Source organism: Burkholderia sp. 4NA327C6, assembly GCF_005502655.1.
GTDB lineage: Bacteria > Pseudomonadota > Gammaproteobacteria > Burkholderiales > Burkholderiaceae > Burkholderia > Burkholderia contaminans.
Genome location: NZ_SCNZ01000038.1, coordinates 69,188 through 80,805, shown reverse-complemented (window position 1 = coordinate 80,805; position 11,618 = coordinate 69,188). Strand labels below are relative to the sequence as shown.

At 65.8% G+C, this 11,618-nt stretch carries 11 protein-coding genes and 2 pseudogenes; 6 read left to right on the top strand and 7 right to left on the bottom strand.

Going from position 1 to position 11,618, the window contains the following annotated elements; all coding sequences use genetic code 11:
* Nucleotides 1-660: deoxyribose-phosphate aldolase (gene deoC / locus FFS49_RS30420; RefSeq protein WP_137951036.1), on the bottom strand; the 660-nt coding region annotated here is incomplete at its 3' end.
* A 146-nt stretch (nucleotides 661-806) separates the two neighbouring features.
* Here deoC and deoR point away from each other — a divergent pair.
* Nucleotides 807-1,577: a DNA-binding transcriptional repressor DeoR gene (deoR, locus tag FFS49_RS30415; protein WP_105817732.1), complete on the top strand. Its 771-nt coding sequence runs from the start codon at nucleotides 807-809 to the stop codon at nucleotides 1,575-1,577.
* Between the two features lie 22 nt (nucleotides 1,578-1,599).
* Here the strand turns inward: deoR and FFS49_RS30410 are convergent, their stop codons facing one another.
* From FFS49_RS30410 to FFS49_RS30395, 4 genes are all read right to left on the bottom strand, one after another.
* On the bottom strand, nucleotides 1,600-2,652 hold the full coding sequence (locus FFS49_RS30410) for an aldose 1-epimerase family protein (protein ID WP_105817733.1): 1,053 nt from the start codon (nucleotides 2,650-2,652) through the stop codon (nucleotides 1,600-1,602).
* A 2-nt stretch (nucleotides 2,653-2,654) separates the two neighbouring features.
* Complete coding sequence (gene fucP / locus FFS49_RS30405; protein WP_105817734.1) at nucleotides 2,655-4,028, bottom strand: L-fucose:H+ symporter permease; 1,374 nt, start codon at nucleotides 4,026-4,028, stop codon at nucleotides 2,655-2,657.
* A gap of 41 nt (nucleotides 4,029-4,069) precedes the next feature.
* Nucleotides 4,070-4,996 (bottom strand): ribokinase, encoded by a 927-nt coding sequence (gene rbsK, locus FFS49_RS30400; protein ID WP_105817735.1) that lies wholly within the window; start codon nucleotides 4,994-4,996, stop codon nucleotides 4,070-4,072.
* Between the two features lie 183 nt (nucleotides 4,997-5,179).
* Complete coding sequence (locus FFS49_RS30395; RefSeq protein ID WP_137910127.1) at nucleotides 5,180-5,695, bottom strand: hypothetical protein; 516 nt, start codon at nucleotides 5,693-5,695, stop codon at nucleotides 5,180-5,182.
* Nucleotides 5,696-5,842: 147 nt separating this feature from the next.
* Here FFS49_RS30395 and FFS49_RS30390 point away from each other — a divergent pair, with 147 nt between their 5' ends.
* Nucleotides 5,843-6,520, top strand: coding sequence for a heavy metal response regulator transcription factor (locus FFS49_RS30390; protein WP_105817736.1), 678 nt, complete (start codon nucleotides 5,843-5,845; stop codon nucleotides 6,518-6,520).
* Nucleotides 6,517-7,977 (top strand): heavy metal sensor histidine kinase, encoded by a 1,461-nt coding sequence (locus FFS49_RS30385; RefSeq protein WP_105817737.1) that lies wholly within the window; start codon nucleotides 6,517-6,519, stop codon nucleotides 7,975-7,977. Before FFS49_RS30390 ends, FFS49_RS30385 begins: the two co-directional genes overlap by 4 nt.
* A gap of 234 nt (nucleotides 7,978-8,211) precedes the next feature.
* Here FFS49_RS30385 and asnB read toward each other — a convergent pair whose 3' ends face one another.
* Nucleotides 8,212-10,032, bottom strand: coding sequence for an asparagine synthase (glutamine-hydrolyzing) (gene asnB / locus FFS49_RS30380; protein WP_105817738.1), 1,821 nt, complete (start codon nucleotides 10,030-10,032; stop codon nucleotides 8,212-8,214).
* 187 nt (nucleotides 10,033-10,219) lie between these two features.
* Nucleotides 10,220-10,651: pseudogene (locus FFS49_RS42725) on the bottom strand (hypothetical protein); the annotation flags it as partial.
* Between the two features lie 37 nt (nucleotides 10,652-10,688).
* Here FFS49_RS42725 and FFS49_RS30370 point away from each other — a divergent pair.
* The 3 genes and pseudogenes from FFS49_RS30370 to FFS49_RS30360 form a co-directional block, all read left to right on the top strand.
* Nucleotides 10,689-10,850: pseudogene (locus FFS49_RS30370) on the top strand (tyrosine-type recombinase/integrase); the annotation flags it as partial.
* Between the two features lie 167 nt (nucleotides 10,851-11,017).
* Complete coding sequence (locus tag FFS49_RS30365; protein WP_039362633.1) at nucleotides 11,018-11,269, top strand: AbrB/MazE/SpoVT family DNA-binding domain-containing protein; 252 nt, start codon at nucleotides 11,018-11,020, stop codon at nucleotides 11,267-11,269.
* Nucleotides 11,263-11,613: a type II toxin-antitoxin system ChpB family toxin gene (locus FFS49_RS30360; protein ID WP_105817739.1), complete on the top strand. Its 351-nt coding sequence runs from the start codon at nucleotides 11,263-11,265 to the stop codon at nucleotides 11,611-11,613. The genes FFS49_RS30365 and FFS49_RS30360 overlap by 7 nt, the downstream gene beginning before the upstream one ends.
* Nucleotides 11,614-11,618 lie beyond the last annotated feature (5 nt).

Below are 11,618 nucleotides of genomic sequence, written 5' to 3'. Positions count from 1 at the left end.
CCCCTGATCCGTCACGATCGCCACCCCCGAGCTCGTGCCGAGCCGCGTCGCGCCGGCCTCGATCATCGCCAGCGCGGCCGCGCGATCGCGCACGCCGCCCGATGCCTTCACGCCGAGCGCGGGGCCGACCGTACGGCGCATCAGCGCGACATCCGCGAGCGTCGCGCCGCCGTGGCCGAACCCGGTCGACGTCTTCACGAACGCGACGCCGAGATCGCGGCACATCTCGCACACGCGCACCTTCTCGTCGTCGGTCAGCAGCCCCGTTTCGAGGATCACCTTGAGCGGCACCGTGCCGCATGCGCGGTGCACGGCGTCGATGTCGGCCTTCATGTCGTCGGCGCGGCCGCTCTTCAGCGCGCCGATGTTGATCACCATGTCGATCTCGCCGGCGCCCGCGGCGATCGCGGCGGTGGCTTCAAATGCCTTGGCGGCCGACAGCCCGGCACCGAGCGGAAAACCGACTACCGCACAGACGAGCACGCCGGTATCGGCCAGCTCGCGCGCGGCGAGCGGCACGTTCGCCGAATTCACGCAGACCGAGTAAAAGCGATGCTCGGCCGCCTGGCGGCAGAGTTCGCGGATCTGCGCGTCGCTCGCGTCGGGCGCGAGCAGCGTGTGATCGATGGTTTGAGCGAGTTGGGCGTTGGAAAGCGGCATGTTTCAGGACTCCACGGAGCGTGTGCGGGAAGGGCACACGTAAAGTTGATGTTTTCACATCGATTTGTTACAAATACGACATTCCGGCCGGGCCCGCGCGCCCGGCACGACGAGCGACGGTTGCGGCGGGCACGCAGGATACTGGCATGGAAACGAAGAAAGGCGAACGGATCAAGACACTGATGAACGTGCTGCAAGGGCAGAACGCGATTCATCTGAAGGAAGTGGCCGATCTGTTCGGTGTATCCGAAATGACGATCCGCCGCGATCTCGCGGACAACCCGCACGGCTTGAGCCTGATCGGCGGCTACGTGACGCGCCACTTCGCCGCGCAGCGCAGCGACATCGGCGAGTACGTGGTCAGCACCGAGAACGATCGGCAGACCGAGGAGAAGCGCCGCATCGGCAAGCTGGCCGCGCAGTTCGTGACGACCGGCGACACGATCTTCGTCGACTGCGGCTCGACCACGCCGTTCGTCGTCGACTTCATTCCGGACGACCTCGAATTCACCGCCGTCTGCAATTCGCTGAACGTGTTCGCGAAGCTGCAGCAGAAGCCGCATTGCAGCGTGATCCTGTGCGGCGGCGCGTACCACCGCAAGAACATGGTGTTCGAATCGGTGGCCGAAACGGGCATCCTCGACACGGTGCGCGTGTCGAAGGCGTTCATCTCCGCAGCGGGCGTGAGCGACCGCTGCGGCGTGACCTGCTTCAACTTCCACGAAGTCGACGCGAAGAAGAAGGTGATGGCACGTGCGCAGAACCGCTTCCTGCTCGTCGACCACACGAAGTTCGACGAAGTGCGCGCGGCCTATTTTGCCGAGCTGACCGACTTCAACTACGTGATCTCGGACGGACAACTGAGCCGCCGCTACGAAACGGCGATTCGCGAGCACGGGATCGCGCTCGTGACCTGATGCCGCGCGGCCGCGCACCGCTTCACGCATGGCGGGCTTCCGCCGCGCTCAGGAAGCCGGTGACGACTTCGAAGCGGCGCGTCGCACCGGGCGCGAGCGCCGCCACGTGGCCCTTGCGGCGTTCGGCTTCATACCCCTCCGGTTCGCAGGTCGACGGCAGCGCGAATGCGGCGACCTGCTGGTCCGCGTTGTGCAGGATCCAGCGCGTCGCATGCGGAAATTGCTCGGGACGGTACGCGGTGTGGAATGCGCCGCCATCCGGATGTTCGAGCAGGAAATGCGCGACGCCGTCCGCATCCGTTTCCGCGCCGTTCATGAAGAACACGATCTCCGGGTCGTACAGCGCAGGCGCATCGAGCGTGTGAAGCCGTTCCGGTGCGTGCGCGAGCGTGGCCGTGTAGTCGCGCCACGCAGCGGTCGGCCTGACGTGCGCGGGCACGCTGTCGCGCAACCGCAACCCGCCTCGAGGCAACGCTTGCACGAAGCGACCGCCCGGCACGTACGCGTAGTTCAGGTGCGCCATGTACATCAGGTCCATCGACGTGCCGCCGAGATTCGTCACGTCCATCGCGATCGTCATCTGCGCGTCGTGCTCGGCGAGCCGTACCGACGGGCGCGCCACATAATGGCTGCCGAATCCCTGCACGTATTCGTATTCGCCGGTCACTTCGACGAACGCGCCGCGCGCATCCGTGCCGACCACGACGCTTGCGCGATCCATCGGCGCGCACGGCATCTCGCCGTGCAGCGCATGCGTGTCGTCCGGCCCCGGGCAGCCGTTGCGCAGCAGCCCGCTGTGGAACATGAAGCAGCCGTACGTATCGATGATCGATGTCGCGCGCTTCGGCTGCCGGAACATGTGCTTCATCGTCAGGTCGCGGCCGTCGAACGCGGCGGCCCAGATCATCTGGCCGAGATACGGCAGCACGACGAGGTGGCCGCGACGGTTCTCGAGCTTCAGCGCCTCGACACCGGACGGATAGGCGAACGCTGTGACGGTGAGGCCGTCGGTGCGGTACAGCGTGCGCGGCGTGTCGCGGAAGTCGTCGCGCCGCAGTTCGATTTCGCCTCGCATGCTCAAGCCCCCGACGTGTTGCGCGTGGCGGTGTAGCGCGCGGGCGCGTTGCCGTCGGCGGCTGCGTCGGGCGTCGCGGCCGGCAGGTGGCGCAGGCAGTAGAAGCCGTAGTAGACGATCACGACGAAGCACGCGAGCGGCACGACGAACGCGAGCTGCATGTTGCCGCCCGTGTGATCGGAGATCAGCCCCTGGATCAGCGGCACGACCGCGCCGCCGACGATGCTCATCACGAGGATCGAGCCGCCATATTCGGTGTCCTTGCCGAGCCCGTCGATCGTGAGGCCGTAGATCGTCGGCCAGCACGGGCCGAGGAACACGCTCACGCCCACGGCCGCGTAGACGGCCGTGATGTCGTGCACGCTGATCGTGTATGCGAGCAGCGCGATGCACAGGATGCCGTAGACGATCAGCACCTTGGCCGGGCCGACGCGCTTCATCACGAGCGTGGCGATCAGCTTGCCGACGAAGAACGCGAAGAACGTGGCAAGCAGGTAGCGCGACGCGCCGCGCTCGGTGAGGCCGCCGATCTGCATCGCGAGCCGGATCGTGAAGCTCCACACGCCGACCTGCGCACCGACGTACAGGAACTGCGCGACGACGCCCGCGACGAAGCGCCGGTTGCCGAACAGGCGCGCGAGCGTGCCGCGCGCGTCGATCCGGTGCGTGGCCACGCTCGGGCCGTTGCCCTTGCAGGCCGGGTAGGGCGTGAGCGCGAACACGATGAACACGGCGGCGAGCACGACGATCAGCCACTTGTACGGCTCGAGCGTGGCCTGGATCATCGCGAGCTGGTGCACGTGCGCGTCGGCCGCCGACATCGCGGCGAGCTGCGCATGCGATGCATCGCCCTCCTTGAAGATCAGGAAGCTGCCCATGTACACGCCGGCCATCGCGCCGAACGGATAGAACGTCTGCGAGATGTTCAGCCGCCGCGTGCTGGTGTCGCGCGGGCCCATCAGCGTCGAATACGAATTCGATGCGGTTTCGAGAAACGACAGGCCGGCCGCGATCACGAACAGCGCGACGAGGAACATCCCGTACTTCGCCATCGACGCGGCCGGGAAGAACAGCAGGCAGCCGGTCGTGTAGAGCAGCAGGCCGACCAGGATCGTCGTCTTGTAGCTGAACTTCTTCACGACGGTCGCGGCCGGAATCGCGAGGAAGAAGTAGCCGAGATAGAACGCGGACTGCACGAATGCCGATTCGAAATCGGACAGGAAGAACGACTTCTTGAATTGCGCGATCAGCACGTCGTTCAGGTTCGCGGCGGTGCCCCACAGCGCGAACAGGCAGCACAGCAGCGTGAACGCGAAGAGTGGGGTGCGGTTCAGGTAATAGCCGTCGGGGGTATGTTCGATTCTGGCTCGGCCCATGGGTGTCTCCTTCCCGGTTGTCTCGTCGATGAAGGCGCCGGTCAGAAGCCGGCGTCGCGGAGGAAGCGTTCGAACGTCGCGGTGTCGGCGTACGATTTCTGCGTGCCGAGGCCCGTGACCGAATGCGCGGCATACGCGGACGCGTAACGCATCGCGTCGAGTGCGTCGCGCGACGCGGCATAGCAGCGCGCGAAGCAGCCGATGTACGCGTCGCCGGCGCCCGTCGTGTCGCGCGCGTCGACCGGTACGCCCGGCACGTGCCGCACGCCGTCGCGCGATACCAGCAGCGAACCGTTGCTGCCGAGCGTGACGAGCACGTGCTTGAGCCCGCGCGCGACCAGCGCTTCGGCGGCGCGGGTGGCGCTCTCGCGCGAATCGACCGGCATGCCCGACACGATCGCGAGCTCGGTTTCGTTCGGCACGAAGAATTCGACGGTGCGGATCCGCTCGAAATCGAGATCGGCCACCGCGGGCGCGGGGTTCAGCAGCACGGGAATGCCATGGCGCGCACCGAATGCGATCGCGTGATAGACGGTGTCGAGCTCGATCTCGAGCTGCAGCACGATCAGCGCGCATTCGGCGAGCTGCGGCGCGGCCGCGTCGATGTCGGCCGGCGTCAGGTGGCGGTTCGCGCCCTTGACGATCAGGATGCTGTTGCTCGAATCGGGTTCGACGAAGATCGGCGCGACGCCGCTCGGCACGCCGGCCACCTTGCGCACGTGGGTGGTGTCGATGCCTTCGCGCGCGAAGTTGCGGATCGTGTTGTCGGCGAAGACGTCGTCGCCGACCTTCGTGACCATCACGACGCGCGCGCCGAGGCGGGCGGCCGCGACGGCCTGGTTCGCCCCCTTGCCGCCGCAGCCGAGCTCGAAATTCGGCGCTTCGAGCGTTTCGCCCCGGGCGGGCATGCGTGCGACATAGGTCACGAGGTCGACCATGTTGCTGCCGATGACGGCGATTGTCTCCATCTGCGTCTCTTCCTTGGTATGGGGTGCGCCGCTCGGGTGGACGACGGCGGCGTGCGAATGATGGTAATAAAATCACATAAAATGTGAAAATGCAATCTTGTGATGTTATTGGGGTCACTTTTTGTCAGGGGCGCGGCTGCGTCGGCATGTGGTTTGGTGCGGCCGGATGCAACCCCCGTCCGGCTAGGCCTCGCGTTCGGCGCAGTTGCAATGCGCTCGTCCGGGGCCGTGATGGAACCGCCTGACGAGGCGTGAACATTGCTCGATCGGCGCAGCGTGCGACGCCAGGCTGCCGAATCCGTCGAACGTCGCGTTCATCAACTCGATGGAAGGGGAAACGGCGCGGATCGCTCCGCATTTGCGGGCCCATTGGTCTTTCCATCGGACGTATTCGGCGACGCGGCGACAGCGGTTTTCTTCGATAACCTCGTGACGTTCGTCGCGAACCGGATTCTCATGGAATACGAAGGAATCCAAACGGAAGTCGACAGGGATTTCTGACGCGCGGGTTCGCGCCGGCTGGTTCCAAACAACGGCAGCATCGGCTCGGGAAGACGCCTTCGCCTTCGTTCGCGTACGCGTTCGCGACGCGTGCGATGTGCGGACATCGTCGTCCGGGTCGTCCTCCGTTCCCGGCCTCCGCACCGCATCCGCGTGCGCTTGGCTGCCCGCCTCCGGAATACCGATCGGCGCCGCCAAGGAGGTTCAGGGGTTCGCAACGCACGCCAAGTTAACGGCCCGATTACCGTTTTGTAATCCACCGCGTTCCCGCTTGCACCGTGCAGTTCGCCGTCGCCGTTTCCCGGTAACATCGCCGCATGCCACCACGACCGCGACGGAACCGCCATGCGCATTCTGATAGTTGAAGACGAGCCGAAGACGGGCGCGTACCTGAAGAAGGGCCTCGAAGAATCGGGGTTCAGCGTCGATCTCGCGAAGGACGGCGGCGAAGGCCTGACGCTCGCGCAGGAAGAGCGCTACGACGTGATCGTGCTCGACGTGATGCTGCCGGTGCTCGACGGCTGGGGCGTGCTGAAGCGGCTGCGCGACACGCATACGACGCCGGTGCTGTTCCTGACCGCGCGCGACGACGTGCAGGACCGCGTGCACGGCCTCGAGCTCGGCGCCGACGATTACCTGGTGAAGCCGTTCGCGTTCGTCGAGCTGCTCGCCCGCATCCGCACGCTCGCGCGGCGCGGGCCGCCGCGCGAAACCGAGCAGCTCGCGGTGGGCGACCTCGAAATCGACGTCGTGCGCCGCCGTGTGAAGCGCGGCGCCACGCGGATCGACCTGACGCCGCGGGAATTCTCGCTGCTGCAGCTGCTCGCGCGCCGGCAGGGCGAGGTGCTGAGCCGCACGCAGATCGCGTCCTACGTGTGGGACATGAATTTCGACAGCGATACCAACGTCGTCGAAGTCGCGATCCGGCGCCTGCGCGCGAAGATCGACGACGCGTTCCCGGTGAAGCTGATCCACACGGTGCGCGGCGTCGGCTACGTGCTCGAACCGAAGGACGACGCATGACGCGGCCGCGCTCGCTTGCCGCGACGCTTGCGCTCGCCATCGCCGGGACCACGCTGGCCGCGTTCGCGCTCGTCGGCGTGTACGTGTACGCGAGCCTCGAGCGACAGGTCAATACGCAGGACGACCTCGACATCGTGCTCGCCGCGCGTCATACGCGCCGGCTCGCGGGCGAGCTCGAATCACTCGACGCGGTGCGCGCGCATACGGAGCGGCTCACGAGCCAGGTGCTCGGCAACGAGGCGCTGTCGATGGGCGTCACCGACGGGCAGGGCGACATGCTGGTGCGCCACAACGTCACGCTCGCCGCGCTCGACGACGCGCGGCCGGCCGCGTCGGTGCCGCTGGCCGACGCGCAGCTGTTTGCGCCGAATGCGACGCCGATACCCGCGAACGACCGGATCACGGCCGATCAACTCGTCACATGGACCGCGGCGGGCGGCACGCCGATGCGCGGCGTCGTGATCGAGGCCTTGCTTGGCGACCGCACACCGATTCACATCGCGATCGCACGCAACATGCGCGACCGGGCCGCGCTGCTCGACAGTTATCGCGACCGGCTCAAGCTTGCCGGCGGCCTCGGCGCGTTGCTCGCGCTGCTGCTCGGCTACGGGCTGATCCGCACGGCACTCGAGCCGCTGCGCGAGATCGTCGACAACACCGGCCGGATCACGGTCGACAAGCTCGACACGCGCCTCGACGCGTCGCGCGCGCCGCGCGAGCTGCGGGCGCTCGTCGACGCGCAGAATGCGATGCTCGGGCGCCTGCAGCAGGCGTTCTCGCATCTGTCGCAATTCAGCGCGGATCTCGCGCACGACCTGCGTACGCCGCTGAACAACATGCGCGGCGCAACCGAAGTCGCGCTCGCCCGGCCGCGGCCGGCCGATGAATACCAGGCGCTGCTCGAATCGAATCTCGAGGAATACGACCGGCTCGCGCGGATGATCGAGAACGTGCTGTTCCTCGCGCGCGCCGAGCATCCGAGCTTCGTCACGCGGCAGCGCGCGTTCGACGTGCGCGACGAACTCGAGCGCATCGCCGAGTATTTCGAGGGGCTCGCCGACGAAGCGGGCTCGACGCTGCGCGTAGACGGGCAAGGGCGGCTGACCGCCGACGTCGAGCTGTTTCGCCGCGCGATCGGCAACCTGCTCGCGAACGCGCTGCGGTATACGCCGGCCAGCGGTGTCATCACGCTCGCTGTCGACGAAACGCCGGATGCGGTGCGCGTCGTCGTCGCCAATCCCGGCGAGCCGATCGATCCCGCGCTGCTGCCGCGGATCTTCGACCGGTTCGTGCGCGGCGACCCGGCGCGCAGCGGCGGCGCGCCGGGCGGCACGGCCGGGCTCGGCCTCGCGATCGTGCGATCGGTGATGGAGCTGCACGGCGGCACCGCGCAGGTCGAAAGCGATGCGCGCGGCACGCGCTTCGTGCTCACGTTCAACCGGCCGCCGGCAGCGTGACGGCGGGTTCGGGCCGCGCGGCCGCTGCGTGTGCCTGCGTGCCGGTGTTTCATTCCGCGTCTGCGCTCGCGCTCGCCTGCCAGCCGCCGTCCAGCGATTACAGCAACCCGGCCAGGCTGGGATGGCGGGCGCGTAGAACGCCGCTTCGACGCCTACCGGTTCGCAAGCGCTGGTCAGGTTCGATACAAAGATCGAGATGCTCCTTCTCGGGCACCGCGCAAAACAAGGCTCGCCTCATGGCATGCTCATGCCGTGAACCCGTGACCAGTGCGCCAACGAGCACGCCCGAAACATGACGGCGCGCTCTTGCTCATTCAGCGGGGATGGATCGGCGCAGCGGCGCTGCAGCCGGGGTACGTCGAGCAAGCCGGCGATGCGGTCGGCGTCCGTAGCCAGTATTTCGCGGGTGTGCTGGCGCAATGACTCGCCGTTGCCTTGATCCTTGGGTAGGGCCGACTTCCTGCGCAGGCGCACGGCTTCCGGCAATGCACCGCGCGACGCTTCACGCAACATGGCTTTCTCCACGCCATCACGTAGCGCCAGCTCGGCCGGAATGGTGGCAGCCAGGTCCAGAACTTCGGTATCGCTGAAGGGGACGCGCGCTTCCAGTCCATGTGCCATGCCATGGATATCGCCGTTATGCAACAGCCGCTGCAACCAACGATGGCGCACCAGCCATTGCGTGGCGCGCAAACGTGAGGTGGGCGTATGCCAGTCGTGTCCGGCCGCGATCGCGAGTTGGCGATAGACTTCGCCGTAGTGTTGCAACGGTTGCTCCAGCAAGCCGGGCCGTAGATAGGGATCGGCGGTCAAGCGTTGCAGGATATGGGTCGGATCGCGGGTGGCGTGCGGGTCGAGCAGAAAGTGATAACCGTAGTGCGTTTCATCGGCGGCATCGCCCACCAATACCGCCTTGAGGCGCGTGCTGGCGGCTCGCGCCAAGTAATGTTGCGCCAGCTCCTGTTCCCACGCAGGCAGTGCATCGTTTTGCGTGGCCAATTGCAGCATATCCTGGGCGAGTGCGGAGCGCGTGGGTACGACGTCTTCGCGTGGCAGGCCCAATTCATTGGCGGCCTGTTCGGCGAAAGGTTGATCATCGGAAGCCACGATCAGTGAACGCGTGTAGTCGTAGCGATGGTGATCTTCGAAGCGAATGGTGAAGCAGGGCGGTGTCGCACCTGCCGCTCGCGCCAGGCCGCCTATCAGCGTGGAGTCGAGGCCACCGCTGAAAAACAGGCCGACCGGTGTATCGGCGATCAAGCTACGCTGGACAGCTGCGGACAGCCGCTCGCGCAGCGCGTGGGCGATATCGTCCGCCCTGGCAGCCGGGTTTTCGGCAATCTCCGGCGCCCAGCGCGATAGCTGCAAGCCATCGCGATCGAGGCGCAGCAGATGCCCGGGCGGCAAGTAGGCCATGCCGTCGAACATCGGTTGCGCCACGCCGCTGAAGAACGGCGCCACCAGGTATTCCAGCACGGCGTCGATATTCGCACGCGGCGCTTGCATCGCAGGCAGCAGTCCTTTGGCCTCCGAGGCAAACAGGAATTCCGCCCCCTGTTGCAGGTAGACGAACGGCTTGACGCCCAGCCGGTCGCGCGCGGCAAAGGCTCGTTGACGATGGGTGTCCCACACCAGGAACGCGAACATGCCGTTGAAGCGCCGAAGACACGCTTCGCCCCATACCGCATACGCCGCGAGCACCACCTCGGTATCGGTGTTCGTGCGGAACGACCAGCGCGCGCTCAGTTCGTGGCGAAGCTCAACGTAGTTGTAGATCTCGCCGTTGTAGACCAGCACGTAACGATGGTCGGCACTGCACATCGGCTGCGCGCCATGCTCGGCGTCGAGTAAAGCCAAACGGTCGTGAGCCAGCACGGCGTGTTGGTCATGCCACAAGCCGCGGCCATCTGGCCCACGATGCCGTTGCCGCTCGCGCATGGCGAGCACCCGCTCCACCTGCGCCGGCGCTTGGCCGTCATGGCGAATCAGCCCAGCCAAGCCGCACATCAGACGGTCACGCCAAGTTGAACGGGAGCGAGCAACAGCGTGGTCCATCGCTGTTGTCGTTCGAAGTTTCTGTTAACAGTCACCACAGATACTGCAAATGGGAGCACTCGTGGTAGTGCCGTCAGCAAAGGCTGGGAGAGACGTTCTTTTCGTGTCTGCATGCGTTGCGCTCATGCAAAAAATGGAGGATGTATGCGCGAAGATTCTGCTGATGCGCGTTCAAGCGCTTGCAATGTCAGATTGGGTTCATGCGCGGCGTAATGGGCAAAGCTACTCGTGACAAGAGCATAGCGCCAACGGCCTGCCGTTGCTCAGTGGACTCGCCCCTGTATCTCCGGACACGCGCTAGAGCGAACTCATCAATGTTGCGAATCAGGTGTTCGACAGATGTGCTCGCCCGCGAGCCGCCGCCCAACGCCTTCAGCAACCCGACTTCAGCCTCGATCCGGCGCGCGTCGATCTGATCGGCCGTGCGCCGGTTCGTCAATGCGATCGTCTGCGCGGTCACCACGTCCAGATAGCTGACGGCGCCCGCGTTGAAGCGGTTCGTCGTCAGCCGCAGCGACAGGTCGGCCGCGTCGGTCGCGCGCTGCTGGCTGCCGGCTTCGGACCCGAGCGCATCGAGCGCGGACAGTTGATCCTCGACCTACTGGAACGCGACGAGCACGGCGGCTGGCCTCGGAGCCGGCTTCAGCAGCCACTCGGGCCGCCGGACGTTTGCAATGCGGCTGATAGCTAACGGGCATTCGCTCGAAACTGTTCAGATTCTATTGGGGCATGCACATCTCGATCATGTTGCGCCCTACGTCGATGTCTCGCAGCGAGACACGCGCGAAGCGATTGCCGCGATCGACCTTGGGGAGTGAGGGTGCCGCTTGGCGATTTGGGCCTCAACTTACGAGTGCTCGGGGCCGATAACTGTACGGTTGGCAGCACCGTGCCTTCGCCCCTGTCGGTATCTTCAATGTAGATACAGGGTGCTTGCCTTTTGATCTGCGGGTATCTACAATGGATCTACATTTGGAGTGATGATATGGAACTCAAAATTCAGAAGTGGGGCAACAGCGCCGCAGTCCGGCTTCCGGCCGTGTTGCTTGAGCAAATCGACGCGTCGGTAGGTAGCTCGCTGAACGCCGATGTGCGCCCCGATGGTGTGTTGCTTTCGCCAGCCCGGCGCAAGTATTCACTGGATGAACTGATCGCGCAGTGCGATCCGAAGGCCCCGGAACCCGCCGACCTTGCCGCGTGGGGCGAATCCAAGCCGGTGGGGCATGAAGCATGGTGAGGCGCGTCAAGTTCGAGAGGGGCGATATCGTGCGCGTTAGCCTGAACCCGACCGTGGGCAAGGAGCAACAAGGGGATTTTCGCCCCGCGCTCGTTTTGTCGCCTGCTGCGTTCAATGCGCTTGGCGTGGCGCTCGTCGCGCCGATTGCGCAGGGCGGCGAATTCGCGCGATACGCGGGATTCGCTGTGCCCCTCTCGGGTTCGGGCACTGAAACGCAGGGCGTGGCTCTTGTGAACATGGTTCGCACGCTCGATCTTCAGGCGCGTGGCGCACGCAAGGTCGAGCGCGCTCCGTCCGAAGTGATCGAAGATGCGCTCGCGCGTCTTCAGACCATTCTTGAATAAAGGAA